Origin of the sequence: Flavobacterium tyrosinilyticum, from assembly GCF_023656565.1 — a bacterium.
Lineage (GTDB): Bacteria > Bacteroidota > Bacteroidia > Flavobacteriales > Flavobacteriaceae > Flavobacterium > Flavobacterium tyrosinilyticum.
Genome location: NZ_JAMOKG010000003.1, coordinates 238380 through 261117, shown reverse-complemented (window position 1 = coordinate 261117; position 22738 = coordinate 238380). Strand labels below are relative to the sequence as shown.

At 34.9% G+C, this 22738-nt stretch carries 14 protein-coding genes; 2 read left to right on the top strand and 12 right to left on the bottom strand.

Annotated elements, in window-relative coordinates:
• Positions 1-155: 155 nt before the first annotated feature.
• The 10 genes from NCC77_RS15590 to NCC77_RS15545 all read right to left on the bottom strand — a co-directional run bounded on the left by NCC77_RS15590 (position 156) and on the right by NCC77_RS15545 (position 18530).
• A complete protein-coding gene (locus tag NCC77_RS15590) occupies positions 156-2570 on the bottom strand; it encodes a glycoside hydrolase family 2 protein (protein WP_250836418.1) in 2415 nt (804 codons plus the stop codon).
• A gap of 80 nt (positions 2571-2650) precedes the next feature.
• Entirely contained in the window at positions 2651-3841 is a 1191-nt protein-coding gene (locus NCC77_RS15585) for a glycoside hydrolase family 88 protein (RefSeq protein ID WP_250836417.1), read from the bottom strand.
• Between the two features lie 278 nt (positions 3842-4119).
• Positions 4120-5640, bottom strand: a complete 1521-nt coding sequence (locus tag NCC77_RS15580) for a RagB/SusD family nutrient uptake outer membrane protein (RefSeq protein ID WP_250836416.1) — start codon at positions 5638-5640, stop codon at positions 4120-4122.
• A gap of 12 nt (positions 5641-5652) precedes the next feature.
• Entirely contained in the window at positions 5653-8655 is a 3003-nt protein-coding gene (locus NCC77_RS15575; RefSeq protein ID WP_250836415.1) for a SusC/RagA family TonB-linked outer membrane protein, read from the bottom strand.
• Positions 8656-8994: 339 nt separating this feature from the next.
• On the bottom strand, positions 8995-13080 hold the full coding sequence (locus NCC77_RS15570; protein ID WP_250836414.1) for a two-component regulator propeller domain-containing protein: 4086 nt from the start codon (positions 13078-13080) through the stop codon (positions 8995-8997).
• A gap of 167 nt (positions 13081-13247) precedes the next feature.
• Positions 13248-14876 carry a hypothetical protein gene (locus NCC77_RS15565; RefSeq protein WP_250836413.1) on the bottom strand — a complete coding sequence of 543 codons (1629 nt, stop codon included), beginning with the start codon at positions 14874-14876 and terminating at the stop codon, positions 13248-13250.
• Between the two features lie 276 nt (positions 14877-15152).
• Positions 15153-16337 (bottom strand): mannonate dehydratase, encoded by a 1185-nt coding sequence (gene uxuA, locus NCC77_RS15560; RefSeq protein WP_250836412.1) that lies wholly within the window; start codon positions 16335-16337, stop codon positions 15153-15155.
• A gap of 118 nt (positions 16338-16455) precedes the next feature.
• Positions 16456-17268, bottom strand: a complete 813-nt coding sequence (locus NCC77_RS15555) for an SDR family oxidoreductase (protein WP_250836411.1) — start codon at positions 17266-17268, stop codon at positions 16456-16458.
• Between the two features lie 146 nt (positions 17269-17414).
• On the bottom strand, positions 17415-18077 hold the full coding sequence (locus NCC77_RS15550; protein ID WP_250836410.1) for a bifunctional 4-hydroxy-2-oxoglutarate aldolase/2-dehydro-3-deoxy-phosphogluconate aldolase: 663 nt from the start codon (positions 18075-18077) through the stop codon (positions 17415-17417).
• A gap of 3 nt (positions 18078-18080) precedes the next feature.
• A complete protein-coding gene (locus tag NCC77_RS15545; RefSeq protein ID WP_250836409.1) occupies positions 18081-18530 on the bottom strand; it encodes a NanQ anomerase/TabA/YiaL family protein in 450 nt (149 codons plus the stop codon).
• A 124-nt stretch (positions 18531-18654) separates the two neighbouring features.
• On the opposite strand from NCC77_RS15545, the gene NCC77_RS15540 reads away from it, so the two are divergent.
• A complete protein-coding gene (locus tag NCC77_RS15540; protein WP_250836408.1) occupies positions 18655-19722 on the top strand; it encodes a substrate-binding domain-containing protein in 1068 nt (355 codons plus the stop codon).
• Positions 19723-19844: 122 nt separating this feature from the next.
• Here the strand turns inward: NCC77_RS15540 and NCC77_RS15535 are convergent, their stop codons facing one another.
• A complete protein-coding gene (locus NCC77_RS15535; RefSeq protein ID WP_250836407.1) occupies positions 19845-21014 on the bottom strand; it encodes a BT3233 family polysaccharide utilization protein in 1170 nt (389 codons plus the stop codon).
• A gap of 213 nt (positions 21015-21227) precedes the next feature.
• Between NCC77_RS15535 and NCC77_RS15530 the strand changes: the two genes are divergently transcribed.
• Entirely contained in the window at positions 21228-21875 is a 648-nt protein-coding gene (locus tag NCC77_RS15530) for an HAD family hydrolase (protein ID WP_250836406.1), read from the top strand.
• Between the two features lie 113 nt (positions 21876-21988).
• Here the strand turns inward: NCC77_RS15530 and NCC77_RS15525 are convergent, their stop codons facing one another.
• Positions 21989-22507, bottom strand: coding sequence for a hypothetical protein (locus NCC77_RS15525; RefSeq protein ID WP_250836405.1), 519 nt, complete (start codon positions 22505-22507; stop codon positions 21989-21991).
• Positions 22508-22738 lie beyond the last annotated feature (231 nt).

The following is a 22738-nucleotide window of genomic DNA, read 5'->3' as shown; positions in this document are numbered from 1 at the left end:
TTTTTGTCATCCTGACGAAGGAAGGATCACACTCGTAACTCTACAAAGATTGGTGACAAAGATTGCGGAGCTTCTAGTGTGATCCTTCCTTCGTCAGGATGACAAACTAGGCGATAAAACTTAGAATCTTAGAACCTTAGTAGCTTAGGATCTTTTCACTCAACTGGAATCTTCAAATATTCCCCTTTAAAACTCTGGTTCAAAGCCGTCATTTCAATCGGATTTCCAGAACCGTCAGGGATAACCTCTATAGAAGCTTTTCCGTTTGCCATTCTAATAGATTCACTTCCCGTTGGTGTTCCTTGGTTTTTTAATGTTTTTCCGCCTTTTAGACATTGAAAATAGACACTCGCTTCATAATCCAAACAGCGTAAATTATTATTATCAATTGCAATTGCCGTAACCAGATAATTGCCGTTTTTTAATTTTTCTGATGATAATTGCAGCGAAGAAGCCGTATCATTTTTATTGAAACGATAATTGACTTTTATCGTGTCAGAAACCGTTTTACCATCTTTATTTTTACCAATGGCAATTAGGATATTTTCTCCTTTTTTAAAATTGACATCCCAAGTTAAACCATTTGCAGGATAAAGGGAAAGATTACGCTGTTTTTCTCCCAATGATTTGCCGTCGTGGAATAAAGTCACTTTCTCACAATTACTGAAAACGCTGATTGTTCTTGGCGTATTTTCTGGACCTTGACGTTCTGTCCAAGTATGCGATTCGATGTAAGCGAAAGGTTCTTTTGCCCAATAACTTTTAAAAACATAATAGGCATCTTTCGGAATCCCGTTTCGATCCGTAAGCCCTTTTTGGTTCATATACGGAATATCGTCTTCCGGTCGTAACGGCGTTGCAAAATCCTTAAATGCCCATTGAATATTACCCACAAACGTTGGATCATTCTCGGATATATGCAAATGCCAATCAAACAAATCAACTATATAGTTTTCGCTCCAATCGCCAATTTGAGCAATGTTAGCGACTTTAGTCTGTACAATCGCTTCTTCCCAACCTTCAGCTTTTATTACATTTTCGCCAGTAACAGGATTTTCGCTGTGACGCCCAACATGACTGTCGCCGCCATATTCAGCATGAATGAAATGCTTGTATTCTTTTTTGTAAACATCAATTGCTTTCTGGTAGCTTTTATAACTTCCCGAATACCAACCCGACCAGATAGAAGGAGAGAAGACATCTACAATATGCGATCCTTCATAATATTTTCTGATGGCCGTTTTTCTTGTCGGATCGAGTTTATGAGCGATATCATTCAATTCATTTAAAAACACATTGGTTTTATCCGCGTTATCTCCATCAGGAAAATCAGGAAGCCAATTGATTTCATTTCCTAAAGACCAAATGATAATACTCGGATGATTGTAATTTTGATTGATAATTTCCTCAAGCATATTTTTGGTATTCGTTTTCCAAACTTCATTTCCAATTCCGCCGCGGCACCACGGCAATTCATCCCAAACCAATAATCCTAATTCATCGCAAGCTTTATAAATCTCTGGATCTTGCGGATAATGTGCTAAACGAACAAAATTAGCGCCCATTTCCTTAATCGATTTCATATCGGCCCAATGCTGTTCGTTGCTCATGGCAGCTCCAACTCCAGCTTGTTCTTCATGACGGTGTGTACCGCGAATTAATAAACGTTTTCCGTTAAGGTAAAACGGACCATGATCTTTAAACTCAAACCATCTAAAACCTACTTTTTCAGAAACACTATCCCTAATCTGATTTTTTTCTGATAAAACAGCAGAAAGTCGGTATAGATTTGGTTTTTCGGTATCCCAAAGTTCTGGATTTTTGATGTTTTCAAAAGTGATGGTTGAAGTTTTTTCTGAAACTAAAACGGTTTTACTTGCCACTTTTTTCCCTTTCGGAGTTTTAAGTGTTACGGTTAACGATAAATCTTTTGAATTCTCAGGGTTTACAAAAGAAGAAACAATTTGCACCGAAGCTTTTTTGGCAGAAACCTCAGGTGTTGTAATCTTTATATTTTCGATATGATTTTTGTATTTCGAAACCAGCCACACATCGCGCGTGATTCCGCCATAAATAAAGAAATCACTTTTTTGAGACGGAATAATTTCAATATCATAACTATTATCCACACGAACAAAAATATCGTTGTTTCCTTCTTTAATAAAGTTGGTAATGTCTATTGAAAAGCCAATATAACCGCCAATATGCGAACCAGCTTCTTTGCCATTTAAATATACTTTTGTGGTTACATTTGAACCTTCAAAGTATAATGAATAAACACGGTTTTTATCGATTTGCGCAATATTTAATTTCTTCTGATACCAACAGGCATCGCGTCTGTATCCTGGATAGAGGTCGGTTGCATCTTCGGCATTCCAAGTGTGCGGTAAGTTTAAAGAAGTCCAGTTGGAAGCTTTTTGCGCTTCGTTTAGTTTTTGAGTGTCATTTTCTAAATAAAGCCAATTGTCATTGATGTTCATTTTTGTCTGAGCAAAACTACTGCTCAGACAAATTTGAAACAAAACAAAAAGCGCAAAAATTGAAAATGTATTGTGTTGATATTTCTTCATGTGTGTTTAGGTTCAGAGGTTCAAAGGCTCAAAGATTTCAAGGTTCCAAGGTTCAGTAGTACAAAGGCAAAAAAGCTTTGCTACTTTGTTACTTTGTCACTTTTTCTTAATAGAGCTTCCAAAAAATAATAATCGGCGTAGATTATGGGTTCGTCAATTTCATCATGTTTTGGCCAGTTTCCTGTACTGTGATCAAATAGGAACGGTGCTTTAATTTTAGTATCTAAAATATATTTATCCGTTTGTACCGAGGCCATCAGTTTATCGGCGAAAGCCAGATAACTGTCATTTTTGGTATAACTATGCAATTCATATAAAGCAGATGCCATCACCATTGCAGCCGAAACATCGCGTGCTGAATTTGGTATACTAGGATCTTTAAAATCCCAATACGGAATTCCGTCTTCTGGAAGGTTTTTATTTGTCATAAAAAACTTCGCAGTTGCTTCTGCTTGTTTTAGATAAGCAGGATCTTTTGTATATCGATACGACATAGTAAATCCGTAAACTGCCCATCCTTGGCCGCGTGCCCAAACCGAATCGTCATTGTAACCTTGAAGTGTGGTTTTCTTTCTAACTTCACCCGTATTTGGGTTATAATCGATAACGTGGTAACATGAATTGTCTTCTCTAAACTGATTTTTCAAAGTTGTATTGGCGTGTTTAATTGCAACATCGCGGTATTTTGGATTTCCAGATATTTTGGATGCTTCAAAAAGCAATTCCAGATTCATCATATTGTCGATGATAACTGGATAATCCCAAATTTCTTTGTTGAAATCCCAAGAACGGATAGAACCCACTTTTGGATTAAACCTTGTGCATAAAGTTTCGGCGCCTTTAACAATTACCGCTTCGTATTCTTTCTTGTTTTCCACTTTCAGCGCTTCTCCAAAACTGCAAAACACTTTAAAACCTACGTCATGCGAATTACTATTGACACTTTCTTTTTTGCTGAAAGGAGTCCATTTTTGAGCTTGTTCTTTATATTTTGAATCGCCTGTTAATCGGTATAATTGCCAAAGATTTCCAGCAAAAAAGCCGCTTGTCCAATCTCTCGACGGCACTTTGCGAATCTCAAGAGTTTTTATATTCATACTTCTAGGCATAGACATAGAATCTACAGGATAATCGAGTAACATTTTGTAACGCGTTTCCAGTTTTTCTGTCGCTGCTGAGGTAGTTTTTGTCTGAGTATTAATTCCGGATTTGCACGCTGTTACCAGCGATGCAAACCCAAGAATTAAAGAAATGAAACTGACATTCTTCATATTAAAATAATATATATTGTGATCGTGATTTTTAGACACGGATTTGACGGATTCGCTATCGCGAAGATGTGTATTGTGCGGATTTTTTTATTTCACGCAGATTTGTACAGATTGAAGCAGATTTAAAATAGATTTTTTTGAATAATCTATTTATAAGATTATTGAAATTTTAAAATACGTTTAAAAATCTGCGCTCTCTGCTAAAATCCTTTTTTAATTTGCGTGAAACTAAAACATTATAATCATTGCAATAACAAATCAGTGTTATCCGCGTTCAATTAATAACCAGGATTATTTGGTTTTAAATTTGGATTAATAGCCAACTCTGTTCCCGGCAACGGCCATAAATAATCTTTGTTTGGATCAAAATTAGCATGTGGTTCTAAGCCATCTGGTCCAAATACTTCTGGTCCGATTTTAAGTCTTTTAATGTCGTACCATCTTACATATTCAAAAGCCAACTCTAATCTTCTTTCATCAATAACCATTTTTCTGAAATCTGCCTGAGATAAGCCCGGAGTTACGTTTGCTGGAAAAGAAACTAATTTACCCGCTTTGTTTCTTGCTCTTGCACGAACACGGTTTACATAACCATTAGCTTCTGTTGTTCCCGGATTAATTTCGTTTAAAGCTTCTGCTGCCGTCAGCAAAACTTCTGCAAAACGCATGGTAATGTAGTTGTGCTGAGAAGTTCTTCCGTTAGCACCTGCTTTTCCTGGAAAACGGAAATATTTGGCAATGTGTGGGCGAGGTGCTTTTTCGTTATCGCTTGAAGGAAAGACTTGTAATGCTCCTCCCGGTCCGGTTTTCTTTCTGATAATGGTATCAAAACTTACCGCTCTTCTATAATCTCTCTGATCCCAAGTATTGAACACTTTTAAAGACGGAACGGCAACAGAGAATCCTTGTCCGTAGCTATAGCTATCATCTTTTAAAGATCCAGTAAAAAAGGCGGTATAATCCTGACCATAATTTCCTGATGTTAAGTTATTAAAGTCAATTGTGAAAAGTGGCTCTTTTAAAGTAGCTGTTTTAGTAGCGTTAAATAAATCCTGAAAATCAGCATCCAAACCTAAACCAAATTTAGCTTCGTTGGTAATTACAAATTTTGCTTCATCATATGCTTTTTGAAAATTTCCTAAAGTCAAATAAACAGACGCTAAATAACCTGCAGCAGTACCTTTTCCAGGAACAGCTTTCACTTTTGGTTTATCCTCCAGCCATTGTTTTGCAAATTCTAAATCGGCAATAATTTTTGGATAAACATCTGCTTCTTTTGTTTTTCCAATTGAGTTTACCTGATTCACATCATTCACTACAAAATCAACATACGGAATATCACCAAAAAGACGCACTAAATGATAATAAGCAAATGCTCTTGCAAAATACGCTTGAGCCGCAATAGCGTTGACTTTTGCTGGATCACCAGGTGTTTTTTTAGCACCTTCAATCGCCTGATTTGCGGCTGTGATAATTACATACGATTGAGGCCAAAAGTTGGCGACAAGCGCATTGGTATCATTCATTGACATATCGTTTACATCAATACGAGCCGCTTGCGTTGTTCTGTCGCCAATATCAGACATGTCGTCACGAAGCATAAGGGCAATTGTAAATTCTCTTCCCCAATAATTATTGTGGCCAATATTGGCAAAAGCGCCATTTACAGCAGCCTGTAAATCATCTGTATTATTAAAAAAGTTTTCTGGACGAATAATTCCTATTGGTTTTTCTTCTAGATCAGAACAGCTAAAAAACGCCATTGTTCCAAAGCAAAGAAGAGCTATATATTTTTTCATAATTGTTTTAGATTAAAATTTTAAATTGAATCCTGCTGTAAATGTTCTTACGTTTGGATATCCTCCATAATCCAATCCTAAATTGGTATTACTTCTAGAATTTGTGTCATTTAAGTAGTTTGTTTCTGGATCTGTACCTGGATAATCTGTAATTGTCCAAAGGTTTTGTGCACTGATGTAAAAACGAACTTTGCTTAATCCCATTTTAGAAACAACTTTTTCATCTAAACTATATCCAATAGAAACGTTTTTTAAACGGATATAACTTCCATCATAAACAAATCTTGAAGTGATTCTTTTAGTTCTTGCTGCATTTGCAGGAACATTAGTATCAGTGTGAGTTGGTGTCCAAGCATCTAAAACTTCTGTTGTTGCATTGTTGTTTCCAGAAGCTAGTTCCATCAAAGTATAGTTTAAGATTTGACCTCCTTGCGAACCTTGAAAGAAGATATTCAAGTCAAGATTTTTATAAGTGAAATCATTGTTGAATCCGAAGATGAAATCTGGGTTTGGATTTCCGATGATTGTTTTGTCTTGAGAATCCAGTTTTCCGTCGCCATTTACATCTCTAAATTTTTCGCCACCTGCAACAGTTTCAAAGTTTCCTGGCAAAACCGCTTCACCTTGCTGAATTACGCCATCATAAATAAATCCAAAGAAAGAACCTACTGGCTGTCCAACTCTTAAAATCTGCGATTCTGTTGCTAAGAAATGCCCAGGAGCAGAGTTGATTAAAAGATCTTTGTTATCAGCCAATTTTAAAACTTTGTTTTTGTTTGAAGAAATATTAAAGTTTGTTGACCAAGTAAAATCAGAACCAATAAAGTTTCTGGTATTAATACCTAATTCCCATCCTTTATTTTCTAATTCACCCACGTTTTGAAGCTGAGAAGCAATTCCCGAAATTCCAGGAAGCGGTCTGTTGAACAATAAATCTTTAGTAATCGTTTTATAATAATCTGCCGTAATACTTATTCTATTATCAAATAAACCTAAATCGATACCATAATCCTGCTGATAAGACGTTTCCCATTTTAAGTTTGGATTGTCTAATGAAGTCAGCTGAACCGCATTGGTAATCACGTCACCGCTTACATAATAGATTTCAGAAAATCTAGAAAGAGTAGAGTAGGCACCAATGGATGGGTTTCCTGTTGCTCCGTAACTTGCTCTTAATTTTAAGTTTGAAACCGTTTTATTGTCTTTTAAGAAGTTTTCTTTACTAATGTTCCATCCAATTGCTCCAGAAGGGAAAGTTCCGTATTTGTAGTTTTTACTAAAACTTGAAGAACCGTCACGTCTTGCTGTAAATGTCAATAGATATTTGTCGGCATAATCAAAATTCAACCTTCCAAAAGCAGAGATTAATTCAGTTTCAGATAAACCAGAATCAGGTTTCAAGAAAACAGTTCCGGCACCTAAATTTCTGTATGAATTCGTATTCGTCAAAAATCCTCTTGAAGCGGCATACGAATTTTCGTTTTTATTTTTCTGGTAAGAGTATCCTCCAAGAACTGTCAGCATTCCTTTGTCGATAATTTCGCGTTTGAAAGTCAAATAGTTCTCTGTTAAGAAAGAAGAAAATCTTGTGTTGTTTACAGAAGCTTCTCCTTTGATGTTTTTTCCAGCAATTAAAGTGGAAGGAATAAACCTTCCAGTTTGCGAATTATTATCGGTTAAACCTAAAGTAGTTTTAAAATCAAGATCTTTAGTAATTTGATATTGAGCGAAGAAATTGTTTCGGTTTACAATAGAAACAGTTTCCAAAATATTTTCCATTGCCGTTGCGTATGGATTATCAATATCGTCACCAATTGGAGCCGTTGTGGTATAAGTTCCGTCCGTGTTGTAAATTCCTTTATCTGGCATAAAACGATAGGCAGAAGCAATTACACCTGCAGCACCAGTTCCTCCAGCACTTGTCTGACTTACAATTCCTTCTTTGTTCTGCTTGCTTGTGAAAGTATTTAAACCTACTTTAAATTTTGGAGTTAAATCGGCCTCAAGATTACCTACAATTGTGTATTTGTCAATTCCAGAATTGATTACAACTCCATTTTGGTTGAAATACGTTCCAGAAACATAATATCTGATATTTTCAGATCCGCCTGAGAAAGACAACTGCGTATTCGAAATCATTCCTTCACGATAAATCTCATCTTGCCAGTCTGTATTTGCAGGACCTTGCGTGTGCGTAGTAAAACTCTTTCTATAAGCCGCAAATTGATCTGCATCTAATAAATCTAATTTATTGTTTACGGATTGAATAGAAGTTGAATTGCTAAACTCAATTACTGGTTTTCCTGGTTTTCCTTTTTTAGTCGTTACCATGATAACCCCGTTAGATCCACGAGATCCGTAAATGGCAGTTGCTGAAGCATCTTTTAAAACTTCAATAGAAGCAATGTCCTGAGGAGCTGGCATAGAAACACCTGCAAAGCCATCTACGACAATCAGTGCATCTCCGCTGGCATTAATAGAAGTTCCTCCACGCACTCTAATTTTTGTAGGAGCTCCAGGTTCGCCACCATTATTGGTCATTACCGAAACACCCGCTGCACGACCTTGTAAAGCTTGTTCTGCATTTAAAACAGGAAAAGCCGTCAGTTCTTTTGCCGTTACAGAAGATACAGATCCCGTAATATCACTTTTCTTACGTGTTCCGTAACCTACTACAATAACCTCGTCAAGCGCTTTTGTATCTGGTTTTAAACTTACATTGATAACATTTTTGGTTCCAACTGGAACTTCGACCGATTGAAATCCTACGAAATTGAAAACTAAAACAGCATTTTTCTCTCCTACAATTACAGTATAATTTCCATCCATATCGGCAGAAGCGCCTACAGAGGAGTTTTTGATATAGACATTAGCACCAGGAAGCCCGAGCAAATCTTCGCTGGAAGTTATTTTTCCAGTTACTTTTCGTTCCTGTGAATGCATCACGATATTTACCAGTAAAAAAGATACTAGAAAACACCATTTAAACGATTTGTTTTTGTGGTTTGTAAACATTCATTTTTTGGTTTTAAGGTTAATAAGTTAGATAAAGTAGAAAAGCAATAAACTCATTCCGATTATGATGATGACAAAGAAAATTTGCAGCAATAAGAATTTTGTTTTTTTGATTTTCATACCACAAATGTATAGGCCGAAAAAGAAATAGAAATACAAAAAAGGGTATCTAAAAATACAGATACCCTTTTTAAAGTCTTTAAAACACTAGGTTTTTAAAATTTATGATAATTAATCCTGCAAGGTTTTCAAAACCTTGTAGGTATAAATAGCGACAAGGTTAGCGTTTGGCAGTATTGAATAATACCTACAAGGTTTTGAAAACCTTGCAGGAATACATCAGAAGGTTTTTTCGTAAAATTTGTCAGCGTATTGAGATGGAGTTTCACCGTACTTTTTCTGAAAGCATTTGCTAAAGTATTTCGGATTGTTGAAACCGACTTTATAACTGATTTCTGAAACCGTCAATTTATTTTGTTCTAATAATTGAGCCGCACGTTTTAATCTTATTTCATGTATGAATTCATTTGGCGTGCAATTGGTCCAAGCTTTGATTTTTAAAAATAACATCGTTCGGCTTACGCCTAATTCTGAACAGAAAAACGGAATATCAAATTGTTCGTTTGAAATGTTTTCTTCTACAATCTTGAATGCTTTTTTCAATAATTCTTCATCCAGAGAAGAAACCGTAATTTCTGACGGAATAAAACTGTCTTCACTTGAAAATTTGATTCTTAAACGTTCCGTTGTATTCAGAAGATTTTTAACGCGAAGCCTGAATTCCATTAAATTGAATGGTTTACTAATATAATCATCGGCACCGCTTTCTAATCCTTCAAATTTGTAAACCAATGAAGATCTTGAAGTCAGCAGAATAACTGGAATATGGCTGGTTTTAATGTTTTCTTTGATTCGTGAACACAATTCAGTTCCTACCATTTCTGGCATAATCACATCGCTGATAATCAGATTCGGAACAAATTTTAAAGCTTTCTCTAAAGCAATTTTACCATTTTCGGCTTCGATAATATTGTAGTCTTTTTTGAGGAGGTTTTTCATGAACTTTCTCAAGACCTTATGATCTTCAACAATTAAAACCGTCTGCTTTTCTTCGTTTACAATTAAATCTTCAATGTCATCATTTTCTACAATTTCTGAAGTTTCTAATTGGGCTGTATATTGTGCAATATCATCACTGATTTTAAAATCAGGAATAATTTCGCTGTCCAAAAGATGTTCGCGCCCAAGCGGTAAAGTCACTTTAAAAACAACTCCGCCAGAAGGTTTATTGATAACATCAATTTTTCCTTTATGAAGCTCGACAATGTTCTTAACGATCGAAAGCCCGATTCCTGTTCCTTTATTGTAGTTTTTCTGAACCTGATTGTGTGTCGGAACTTCAAAAAACAGATCGAATATTTTGTCAATATGTTCCTCGGCAATTCCTACGCCCGAATCCTCAACAGCAATAAACAGATTCTGCTGATCGTGGTTGATTTTAATTTTGATCGAACCGCCTTTTGGAGTATATCTAAAAGCATTCGAAATCAAATTATAAAATACGCGTTCGAGCTTGTATCGGTCAAAATAAACTAGAATCTCTTCGTTTTCAGTTTCAAACGTATAATCGTATCCGCCGTCTTTGGCATATTCGATAAATGAGAGAAAGATTTCTTTGGTAAATTTGACAATATTTCCGTTTGCAGATTCTAGCGTAACCTGATGATTTTCTAGTTTTCTAAAATCCATTAAACGGTTAATTAAACTCAACAGATGATTCGCGCTTCCTTCAATTACCAAAAGTTTTTTATACATTTCGTTAGTTCCGTTGTAATCGGCTAAAATTTGTTGTAACGGACCTAAAATCAAAGTTAAAGGCGTTCTAAATTCATGCGAAATATTGGTAAAGAAATCTAGTTTCAGTTTGTTGTTTTCTTCAATACGCTGCGTTTCCAGATATTCCAGTTCGAGTTTTTGTTTCAATCTCGCTTTCGATTTCATAATCCAAATCAGACCATATAAACCTAAACCAATTATGATTCCGTACAACATAAATGCCCAAATACTGCGCCATGGAGCTGGATTTACAATAACGGTTAAAGTCGTTGGAGTTGGATTCCAAACGCCGTCATTGTTGGCGCCTCGAACCTCAAAAGTATAAGTGCCCGGATTTTGAATCGCAAAATTAGCTTCACTGTTTTTAGTAGTTGTCCAGTTATTTTCCAAACCAACCAAACGATAACTGTATTGGTTATTTTTAGATCGAATGTAATTTGGAATCGCAAAACTGATTGAGAAATTCGCCTTGTCATAATCCAAAGTGATTGTTTTAGTATAGCCGATGCTCTGTTCTAAGATTCCGTCTTTATCATGCGCATTTACCGTTTCGTTTTTAATTTTCAAATCGGTAATTAAAACCTGAGGAGCATAATTATTCAAGGAAATTTTTGTGGCATCGAAAAAAGTTGCGCCCGACGGACTTCCAAAATAAAACTGATTGGAACCTAATTTTAAAGCCGAATTATCGTTGAATTCATTACTCGCCAAACCATCTTTCTGATCATAAATGACAACCGATTTTTTAATTGTATTGTACTTGATAATTCCCTGATTAGTACTGATCCATAAGTTTTTATCATCATCTTCTAAAATCGAATGAATAGAGGTAATAACCGTATTTCCAATTCTAAGATTGATTCTGGTGAACTTTTTTCCATCAAAAACATGAAGCCCTTTAGCTTTTGTTCCCACCCATATTTTATTCTGAGAATCTTCAAACAAAGTCAAAATATCATCTCCCGACAAAGCCGAATGATCATAAAAGAAATGCTGTATTTGGTATTTCTTAGAATCAAAATTTTGAAGCGAAATACGATTTAGACCATTTTGTGTTCCGAGCCAGATTGAATTTTGTTTGTCGATCAAAATACTACGAACCATATTATTGGTTAGAAAAACAGGTTTTGAAGTATCATTTCCAATAATTTGGAAGGTTTTGTCTAATGTATTGTAACGAATTAAACCTTTACCAAAAGTTCCAATCCATAAAATTTTGTTTTCAGCTTTAAGAGAATAAACACCACTTTCTTTCAGTAATTCGGTTAAATCAGATGCAATTCTATTATCTTCCATTCTTTTGGAAATGGTATTGTAAGCCGACAATCCCTTCGAAAAAGTTCCAATCCATAAAATATGATCGTCTGCAAGACACATGGCCTTGATATCATTTTTATGAGTTTGTCCAGTTTTACTATTGATATAACTTACAGCTTCGGTAGTTGTATTGTAAATGCTAATTCCACCGCCTTCAGTTCCAAAATAAATGTTCTGGTTTTTATCTGAAATAATAGAACTCACCACATCAAAACTCAACGGAATCTTTTTAGAATTCTGATTGTAATTGGAGAAATTGACATTCGAAACGTCCCACAGATTTACGCCTTTGTAATAACAGCCAATCCAGATCGAACCTTTTTTATCCATAAAAATAGATTTTACTTTGTCGATTCCGTTGGCATTATTGCTATTATTGATTTTTTGAATATTTTTCTCTTTACCTAAAATATAAATTCCGTCATAAGCGCCAACCCACAGAGAACCTTGATGGTCAATTACTAAAGAACGAATGTCGGTATTGATTTCGCGGTATTTTTCAGCCGGTAAAAAAGAAACAAAAGCTTTTTCTTTTAGATCGAATTTTAAAAGGCCTTTGTTTTTTGTCCCAACCCACAAACTACCGTCTTTGTCTTCAATAACTGATTGTACGTTTAATAAATCGGTTGCATTTAAAGGATAATTTTTAAAAGATAATTTACCATTTTTTCGACTGGTCAATTGGCATAAACCTTTCGTTGTTCCAATCCAGATTTCGCCTTTTTTGGTTTTTAGAATGCTTAAAATATTATTGCTCGGAAGGGTAGAAGCATCATCATCGGAATGAAAAACGGAAGTAAATAATCCTGATTTTTTATTAAAAATCGTTAATCCTTTTGAAGTTCCAAACCACATTTCACCGCCAATTTCCCTAATACTCCAAACCGCATTATTACTTATAGTATGATTGGCTTTGGTATGAAGATATCTTGTAAAACGATTCGAAACGGGATCATAACAGTTTAATCCGTTATAAGTTCCTACCCAGATTTTTCCTGAATTGTCTTCTTCAATGGCTAAAATATCATTGTTGCTGATCGAAAATTTATCAGTTGCATCATTCCTGAAAATTGTAAATCGGCTTCCATCATATTTATTAAGACCATCGCGGGTTCCAAACCACATCTGCCCAAATTTATCCTGATGAATGGCAATGACAGAACTCTGCGAAAGCCCGTCTGTCGTAGAGAAATTTTTAAGACGGTATTTATTTTGGGAAAACAAATTTCCGAAAACAAATACAATTGCGAGAAAAGCTATTTTATATTTCATAGCGTTTAGTTTTGTTTTTTTGCCACAGATTTCACAGATTATAAAGATTGTTTTTCTGTGTGTTGAAAATTAGCCACGAATTCACGAATTGTTCGAATTAATTTTTTTAATAATTCGTGAATTCGTGGCTAAAAAAAATCATTTTAATCTGTGGCAGATATTTTAGCCTATTTCAAACGTTTATTTAATTGATAATCGTACAAAGAAGGAATCTTCTCAATTGGCACATTCAAAAATTCAATATATGGATCAATGTCATATTTGATTTCAAATTTTGCATTTCCGTGAACGCCAATGATTCTTGCTAAAGCGCCGTCTTTCATTCCGTATAATAAAACTGGTTTGGATGCATCAGGATTTTCCACCTGAACATTCAGATTCCAAAACGTACTGAAAGGACCGTGAGAAGGTTTCCAATAATCCGCTCCTCCACCTCCAAACAAAGCGTAACTATTATTTTTGTCTGTTTTTATGTGAACGGTAATATTATCAAATAAATTTTGATGATTAGCTCCCGAGTGCTGATCTAGAAGTGGGTCAGTAAATATCTCGCAGTTTTGATACACATTTTTAGTTGCAAAAGTGTTGAAACTTAAAGGATGGACGGCAGAATTATAGATTTTGAGATTCTTAACCAAAATATTGTGCACGCCGCCTAAAGTTACGGTGTAATGCGATAAATGCGGTCCATCGGTTGTAATATCTTGAATGGTAACATTAGCAACTTCTTCGGCAAGAATTCCGCTGTCGGCATTGGTGATTTTGACATCTTTAACCCAGCTGTTGAAAAGACGAGTCAAGAAAATACCATTATTGCCAGGTTCAACATGATGTGCAACTCTCGGAATATCAGGAAACGTAAAACGGAGATGCTCGATACCGACTTCGTTTAAATGTTTCCATTCGACCAATTGTGCCTGATAACTTGGCTTAATCGAAATGGTTAAAGGTGTTTTTAAAGTAATTTTAGAACCCGAAATTTTAATGATTTCAACCTGTTGTCTCACAATGGGAAGTTTTGGAAATTTCCAATGATGCGAACCAGGTTTTACTTTTGCTCCTTGATATAAATCGTTGATGATTTCGCCATTTTCGCCATCTTTATTAAAAAGCTGCAATTCTACAACATCGCCGACTTTTAAATCTTTTATGTCAGAAACCGTAATAACATGCTCGCCTATTTTTCCCGAACTGACTTTCGCCAACGGACTAGACTCTGGTTCGTATTTATCCAAATACGATTTTACGCGTTCGCCCGGAACTTGTGTCCAGATAAAACCTCCAGACCAAGCATATTGCGAGAAAGGCAAATCGATATTGTTTTCTGCTTCACGCTGTCTTTTGTCAAAAGTGGTTAAATATTCGCGAAGTTCAGCCAAAACATCAGAATCTTTAAGATACATCATCGGTCTTGGACAATAGATTTCAGTTCCGTTTTCGTTAGAACCTGCACCGCGAAGTACAAAATTGCTTCTTTCGATATAGAGAATTTCACTTAAGATAATGCTTCCAGCTGGTAATTGCAGAATGACATTTCCCTCAGCAGCATTCGCGGCTTTAAAGGCTTTTAAGAGTGCTTTTGAATCGTCTAAATGGTCATTTGCTTTTACGCCAAAATCAACTGCATTGATAACTTTTCCATTAGTTTCAGGAATCTGGCTTTCGCCGAAGTGATATCCTGCGTAACTAAAATCTGGAAGATAATTGGTTTTTGAAGTAATAATTTTGGGTATTTCCTGTGCCAACAAAGTGTTTATAAAAAAGCCACAGGATATAAGAATGGCTTGGCGAATCATGGTTTTGTGGTTGTTTGTGGTTAGTTAGTTTTTTTTGTTTTGCCACGAAGGCTCTAAGACGCTAAGATTTTTAAAGCTTTGTGTTTTTAGTCTCGCAAAGTCGCTGAGACGCAAAGTTTTTTGTTTCACGCAGATTTAAAAAGATTTAAGCAGATAAACGCAGATAATTTATTCAAAAAAAATCGGCTATAATTTGTCCAATCTGCGTAAAAAAAAAATCTTTTAATCTGTGGCTTTTAAAAAAAAATGCGTCTTAGCGCCTTCGTGGCAAACAAATTATAAAGATCGTTTGATCCCTAATTCAAGACCTCGCAATTCTGCCAAGCCTCTTAAACGGCCAATTGCAGAATAACCTGGATTTGTTTTTTTCTTCAAATCATCCAGCATTTGATGTCCGTGATCTGGGCGCATTGGCAATTGACTGTTATTTCGTTTTTCAACTTCCAAAATGGCTTTTACCACTTCGTACATATCTACATCACCTTCTAAGTGATTTGCTTCGTAAAAACTTCCTTCTTCATCGCGCTGCGTGCTTCTTAAATGGATAAAATTCATTTTGTCGCCATGACGTCTCACAATTCCAGGCAAATCATTATCGGCGCGAACACCATAAGAACCTGTACACATTGTAAATCCGTTTGATGGAGAAGGAGCGGCGTTCATTAATTCCATCAAATCTTCTTCGGTACTTACGACTCTTGGTAAACCTAAAATTGGGTAAGGAGGATCGTCTGGGTGAATCGCCATCAAAACGCCTTTACTCTCAGCAACCGGAATAATTTCTTTCAGAAAATGAAAAAGATTATTCTTTAAAGCGTGTCTGTCAATATGATTATAAGCACTTAAGGTAACCAAGAAATCTTCCACAGAATAAGCTTCTTCAGCCCCTGGAAGTCCAGCCAAAATGTTCTGCTGTAATTTTACTTTATCTTCGGCAGTCATGGCTTCAAAATAGTTTTTTGCTTTTTGTTTTTGTTCTTCAGAATATTCGTTTTCTGCACCTGGTCTTTTTAAAATAAACAATTCAAAAGCAGCAAAAGCATTAATATCAAAACGTAAAGCTTTTGATCCGTCTTCAACTGTATACGATAAATCGGTTCTTGACCAGTCTAAAACAGGCATAAAGTTGTAACAAACACATTTGATACCGCACAAAGCCAGATTGCGAATGCTTTCTTTATAATTTTCAATATATTGAAGATAATTTCCAGTCTGTTTTTTAATGTCTTCATGAACCGGAATACTTTCTACAACCGACCAAGTTAACCCAGAAGCTCCTTTTTTAGGATCACCGTTTTCGTGTTCGATTTCAACTTTTCGCTTAATAATTTCGTCAATGCTCCAAACTTCTCCATTTGGGATGTGGTGTAAAGCCGTTACAATTCCGGTTGCTCCGGTTTGTTTGATATCTTGTAAAGAAACAGGATCATTTGGTCCGAACCATCTTAATGTTTGTTCCATTTTTTATGTTTTTTTATTTCCTGCAAGGTTTCTAAAACCTTGTAGGTATTTTAATTTATAATAATCTACAATTTAAACCTACAAGGTTTTGGAAACCTTGCAGGAAAGGGTTGAAATCTTAAATGCTTGTTGCAGCAAACCCGCCATCAACTTTTAAGATAGTTCCAGTAACAAATTTTGACATATCGCTGCATAAAAATAAAAGCGCACCGTCAATATCTTCTGGAGTTCCAAATCTTCCCATTGGCGTATGATCGATAATTTTTTCACCTCTTGGAGTCAGTTTTCCTTCTGGAGTCAGTAATAAAGCACGGTTTTGTTCGCCAATAAAGAATCCAGGAGAAATAGCGTTTACACGAAGTCCTTCGCCATATTTTTGAGCTAGTTCCACCGCCATCCATTGTGTAAAGTTGTCGATTGCCGCTTTGGAAGCAGAATAACCTACAACTCTCGTTAAAGGTCTTTGTGCTGAAGCCGATGAAATATTGATGATGTTTCCTGATTTCTGTTTCGCAAAAAGTTCGGCAAAAACCTGAGTTGGAAGCATAGTTCCGATAATATTTAAATCAATGACTTTTTGCAGATCATCGCTTTTCATATCGTAAACAGATTGATCAGGCTGAATCGTTGCACCTGGCATGTTTCCTCCTGCAGCATTAATTAGAATATCTAGACGGCCGTATTTTTCAACAATAAAATCTTTGGCTTTTTCTATTTCTTCCTTATTTAAAACATTCGCCTGAACTGCAAAACCTTGTCCGCCGTTTGCTTCTATGGCTTTTACTGTGTTTTCGGCTTTTTCCAATGATTGAGAAACGATTCCGACAATTACACCTTGTTGTGCCAAGGTATTTGCAAATCTGCTTCCTAGAACTCCAGCACCACCTGTTATTAAGGCAATTTTTCCTTTTAAATTAAATATTGAATCCATTTTAATTTCTAATTTTCAATACTTTAAATTCCAAATTCCAATTTGGAAATAAAGTACATTTTTGTATAATTAATTTTTACTTTTTTGATTTATTTAGCCCTATCAGTTCGTATTGAGTTTGGAATTTGGGTTTTTAAATTTGGAATTTAACTTTTGATTGTTTCTATCAAATCCAAAACCCTTTTGGTTTCTTTTTCGATTGTCTCGTAAGCACCATATTCCATTACTTCTTTGCTAATTAATTTGCTTCCCATTCCCACAGCAGAAACACCCGCGTTAAACCAAGTTTCAATGCTTTCGCGTGTTGTATCAACGCCTCCAGTTGGCATAAAAATTAAGTTTGGAAAAACATCTTTGATGGCACTCATAAAATCTGGCCCTAAGATGTTTCCAGGGAAAAGCTTAATAAATTTTACTCCTGCATTTTCGGCTGCGATAATTTCAGTTGGAGTCATACAGCCTGGCGCGTATAAAACTTCTTTAGAAATTAAAAACGAAGCAATTTCAGGAACAAATCCTGGGCTTATAAAAAAATCGGCTCCAGTTAAATAATACGTTTCTGCTTGCGCTAAATTTTTGATGGTTCCAATTCCTAAAAGCATTCCTGGCATTTCAGCATTTCTTACTTCAACCATTTTTTTGAAATTGGAAAGCGCTTCTGGACCTCGACTTGTATATTCAACCGCTCTAATTCCCGCGTTGTAAAGTGTTCTTAAAATCGTGATGCTTTTGCTTTCGTCTGCATTAAAATACAAAGGAAGCATTCCTTGTTTTACAATGACATCAATCGAATTCTGAATAGTGCTCATGACTTATATTTTTACTTTAATAACGATTTTTTTCAGTGTTCCTTCACCAATCATTGCGGTATGAACATCTTCTGGAAAAAGAATAGTAAATTGTTTTTCCTGCATTTCAAAAAAAGTATCTGGTGCATCATGAAAGAAACGAACGTCTCTTTCATCGCTGTAGTCGCCATTTGGATTTACACATTTTTCTCTCGGTTTCCACGCAAAAGTTTCAGGTCCTTTAATCGAAATTTGAATATCGATGTTTTTATCATGACATTCAAATCCTTTTACGGCTTCTTCTTTTGTATTTCCTTGTCCAACAATTACAATTAGTTTTAAACCTTCTCCAATTTCAAAGGCGCCTTCTTCAAGATTGGCAATGTCATTCTGATTTACATAATCAAAAGCTTTTTTGAAATTTGGATGCAGACCATAGTATTTTGGTGCATTTTGTAATGAGTCTAGTATCATTTTTATTGGTTATTATTTTTATTTTTTGATGTTATGTGTATATTTGCGTGTGCGCACACGGTGTTTTACAAATGTATGCAAAAAGTGATGTAAAACAACTTATTTTTAATAAAATAAATTAATTTTGCCCGACTACTTTTATTTTTTTAACTTAAAAAGAATCAATATCATAACAATTAAAAAAATTGCCGAACTAGCTAATGTTTCTGCCGGCACTGTCGACAGGATTATACACAAACGCGGACAAGTAGCACAGGAGACCGTAGATAAGGTTAATGCAATAATTGAAGAGTTTGGTTATACCCGAAATATTTTGGCAAGTAATCTAGCACTGAACAAAAAGTTTCATTTTGCAGTTTTCCTTCCAAAATCGGAAACTTTAGAATATTGGAAAAGTCAGACGGACGGAATAGAAAAAGCAGCTTTGGAATTCAGCAAATTCGGAATTGTATTGGATTATTTTTTCTACGATTATAATTTGGTATCGTTTAAAGAATCGGCTCAAAAAGTATTGGAGTTTGATTGCGATGGTTTGTTGTTTGCGCCAATTTTTTACGAAGATTCTGTTCAGTTTTTAAAGGAATATGAAAAAAAGAATATTCCGATTGTGATGATCGATTCGAATATTTCTGAAGAAAACGAACATGCTTATGTTGGGCAAGATGCTTTTCAGAGCGGTTATTTAGCTGGAAGATTAATTAGTTTTGCCGTAAAAAATGAGCGACAAGTTTTAATTTTTAAGATTACTAGAGAAATCGAAAGTACTTCTGTCTATCAGCAGCGTATAAAAGGTTTCTATTCGTATTTTCAAGACCACGATGAATTGACCAATTTTAAATTTTCTGAATTTACCTTAAAAGATTCGGGAATCGATCAATTGAGTTTAGAAATGTTTTCTGGTGTAAACAGCGTTTTTGTACCTAATTCCCGAGCGTATATTGTTGCCGAATTTTTAGAAAAAAACAATATAAAAGGTGTTCGAATTATTGGTTTTGATTTGTTGAAAGAGAATATCGAATATTTAAACAAAGGCGTAATTGATTTTTTAATCAATCAAAGACCCGAAGATCAAGGTTATATGGGTATTAATTATTTGTATAAGAAATTGGTTCTACAAGAAGAGACTGAGCGAACGCATTATATTCCGTTGGAGATTATTTTGAAGGAGAATTATTTTGCTGATAAAAGATAAATACATTTCAAGTATAGCCCGTGGTTTCAACCACGGGAAACGAATTGATATTATATATCGTGTTCCCGTGGTTGAAACCACGGGCTATGTTTAAAAAACTTTGTGCCTTAGTGGCAAAAAAATCACTTCTTAACCTTCACAATCAAAGGATTATTAACCTTTTCCGCAAAAGAGCTCAAATATTTTTCCCATTCTTTTTTAGTTTGAAACGGACTTCCTTTTTTCCATCCAAAACCAACATAATAAATGGCTTTATTGTTTTTAACAGCAATATTTCCGTACAGATTGCTCAGATCTTTTTCGTCTGTTACATGATTGTCATAACTTAATAAAGTGTTTTTTGGAGCCACTAAACCAGTGCCAATTTCAGAATCTTCGATAGGTTCCCAATAACTCAGCCAACCTTCTTTTACATTTGTTCCGATTGTTCCTTTTTTATCATGAAGCGTTAATCCGGCAGCAATTTGTTTGGTTCCCGTAATATTGATTTCAAAGCGAGAAAGCTGGCTTCCGTAATCCAAACTGATTAATTTTGATTCCGTTATTTTATTGCCTTTTGCATCCCAATCGGCATAAGTCAGAATAAAACTCGTTCTTATAGGCCCTGTTGTAATGGTTTTCCAGCTGATGAAATTTTTAGAGAAATAATATTTTCCATCCACGTTTACAGCAATTCCGCCCACACCGCGACTGTCACCTACGTGAAAATTATCCAAACCTTCGCCAGTATCTTTATGATACGTTCCGGTTCCGTTTGTGGCTTTTCCGTACCATTTATTAATGATTGGATAATCTACTCTTTTTAGCCACGCGTCAATTCCGCTAGTTAATGTTCCGCCCGGAATTTTATCTTCAACCATTTTCTGAGCTACAGGGCCGTAAGTTCTAAAAGCCACTTTGTTGTTTTCCCAAGCATAATCGTCTGTGCGTTCTGGAACAAAACGAGAATAACAGCTAACTACTTTTGAAGCATTAGGGTTTGTGCCAACTAATATTTCAAAATCCTGTTTAGAAGCAGCTTTGATTTTGGGCTGAAAAAGCAAAATATCTGCATTTCCGTCGCCATCATTATCTACGGTTTGAGTTTCTAAGAAAGTATTACTGCTAATGTCTTTTACGGCATAATTTTCAAGTCTCGAATTGGCATTTAGTCCAAGTGACTTTTTAGTCAATTCGATGGTTTCAAATTCTCTGTCAACTTTTAATGAATTTGAAATTGTGATGATTTTATTCTGAGAAAAAGCAGCAAAATTGGCTGTCAGAATGGTTATGATAAAAAGATGTTTTTTCAAAATTCTTTGGTTTTAATATTTTAAAAAATAGGTTTGATAGGATTATAAAAGTACAAATTGAAACGGAATTGAAAATACAGAATAGGAGTAATTCTGTACAGAATGCTGAAAATGAGCAGAAAAGCTTTAGGAAAGAACTAGATTATTTTTTGTAATTTACATTTCCTGATTTTGACTTCAGGAGAATTTATAATTAAATGAAAATCAAGACAAATGGTTAAATGCATAATTTTCGATTGTGATGGAGTTTTGGTCGATACAGAGAAAATCGGTAACGGAATCTTGCTTGCAATGGCGCAAGAACACGGATTCGAAATGGAATTGGAAGATGCATATAGATATTTTAATGGCCGAAATCTAAAGGATTGTTTCAGACATATTGAAGAAGCAATCGATCAGAAACTTCCAGAAAATTTTGAAACTCAATATCGCGAAAAGAGTTTTGAAGCTTTTAAAACTCAGGTAAAACCAATGGAAGGAATTGTTGATTTTATCCGAAATATCGAAAAATTAAAAATTCCATATTGCGTTGCCTCTAGCGGACCAGTAGATAAAATTCGTTTGAATCTTGAAGTGGCAGGATTGCTGGATAAATTCGAAGATCGAATATTCAGTTCGTATCAAATTGGGAGCTGGAAACCCGAACCAGGAATATTTCTTCATGCCGCTGCAGTAATGGGTTTTGAGGTAAAAGAATGCATTGTTTTAGAAGACAGTAAAGCTGGTGTAAGAGCAGGAGTAAGAGGAGGATTTAAAGTTTATGGTTTTGCCAATGGTTTCAATAATGATGATTTAAAAGAAGAAGGAGCAGAGCTTTTTTACACTTACCAGGAGTTGAGCGAGAAACTTAGTCTTAAATGAAAGTATTCATATTTAAATTAAGACTAAATAGCGCTAAACTTTTCTAATAAAATTTTTTCTTCTATTTCATTTTGTAAATTATTTTCTAACCAATTAATGGCATGTTGTTTATTTTAATTAACAAATAGCATACAAGCTATAGTGATTTTTTGTCTTATAGTAACATTTTTAAAATAATCAGAAAACCAATAATGTTTTGAATCAATTCCTGAAATAATATTTTCTAGAGTATTGAATTTATTAAATAGGGCTAAACCACCATTTTCAAATTCTAAAATTAATTTTTCAAAAGTTATATTTAAGGTCTCATTATCAAAAACAGCAAATTCATCATATTCATTGAAATCTGTAAATAGTCCAGTAGCGCCTCCTACTAATGGATAACTATTTAAAAAATCGCTTATGATTTTTTTTTCAAGTTTTCTCACAACCTTACTGTAAATACCTGCAGTACTTGAAACGTAATCATAATTCATATATGGTGCTCTTCCTTTTCTAATCTGAATTGACCAAAGATTTTCGATTGTTGTAGATTCTATTTTTCGAAATGACATCTTTCCTATTTTTGAAAAACCTTTTGAATTTGCATAATCTTCTATTTGTTTTAAAAGCTGTAATGTAAAATTATTCATAATTGCCAAAATGTTTAATTTAGCAAATATAACAACAAATAGGTTTTTTCTTTCAATTTGTAAGAAAGAAACTTGGGATGTATGTTTTGTTTCAAGTTTCAGGTTTTAAATTAAACCCGACAGGTTTTTAAAACTCGTCGGGTTTGTTTAAAAAAAAATATTCCGTTAGGAATATCTGGTAGGTAGAAAAAAAACAATGATAAATTTGCATAATGTCCTATAGGGACACCT

What these genes read in the sequence shown, in the direction of transcription:
- NCC77_RS15590 (WP_250836418.1), bottom strand. Translation starts at nt 2,570, where the DNA reads ATGAAGAAATATCAACACAATACATTTTCAATTTTTGCGCTTTTTGTT.
- NCC77_RS15585 (WP_250836417.1), bottom strand. Translation starts at nt 3,841, where the DNA reads ATGAAGAATGTCAGTTTCATTTCTTTAATTCTTGGGTTTGCATCGCTG.
- NCC77_RS15580 (WP_250836416.1), bottom strand. Translation starts at nt 5,640, where the DNA reads ATGAAAAAATATATAGCTCTTCTTTGCTTTGGAACAATGGCGTTTTTT.
- NCC77_RS15575 (WP_250836415.1), bottom strand. Translation starts at nt 8,655, where the DNA reads ATGTTTACAAACCACAAAAACAAATCGTTTAAATGGTGTTTTCTAGTA.
- NCC77_RS15570 (WP_250836414.1), bottom strand. Translation starts at nt 13,080, where the DNA reads ATGAAATATAAAATAGCTTTTCTCGCAATTGTATTTGTTTTCGGAAAT.
- NCC77_RS15565 (WP_250836413.1), bottom strand. Translation starts at nt 14,876, where the DNA reads ATGATTCGCCAAGCCATTCTTATATCCTGTGGCTTTTTTATAAACACT.
- uxuA (WP_250836412.1), bottom strand. Translation starts at nt 16,337, where the DNA reads ATGGAACAAACATTAAGATGGTTCGGACCAAATGATCCTGTTTCTTTA.
- NCC77_RS15555 (WP_250836411.1), bottom strand. Translation starts at nt 17,268, where the DNA reads ATGGATTCAATATTTAATTTAAAAGGAAAAATTGCCTTAATAACAGGT.
- NCC77_RS15550 (WP_250836410.1), bottom strand. Translation starts at nt 18,077, where the DNA reads ATGAGCACTATTCAGAATTCGATTGATGTCATTGTAAAACAAGGAATG.
- NCC77_RS15545 (WP_250836409.1), bottom strand. Translation starts at nt 18,530, where the DNA reads ATGATACTAGACTCATTACAAAATGCACCAAAATACTATGGTCTGCAT.
- NCC77_RS15530 (WP_250836406.1), top strand. Translation starts at nt 21,228, where the DNA reads ATGGTTAAATGCATAATTTTCGATTGTGATGGAGTTTTGGTCGATACA.
- NCC77_RS15525 (WP_250836405.1), bottom strand. Translation starts at nt 22,507, where the DNA reads ATGAATAATTTTACATTACAGCTTTTAAAACAAATAGAAGATTATGCA.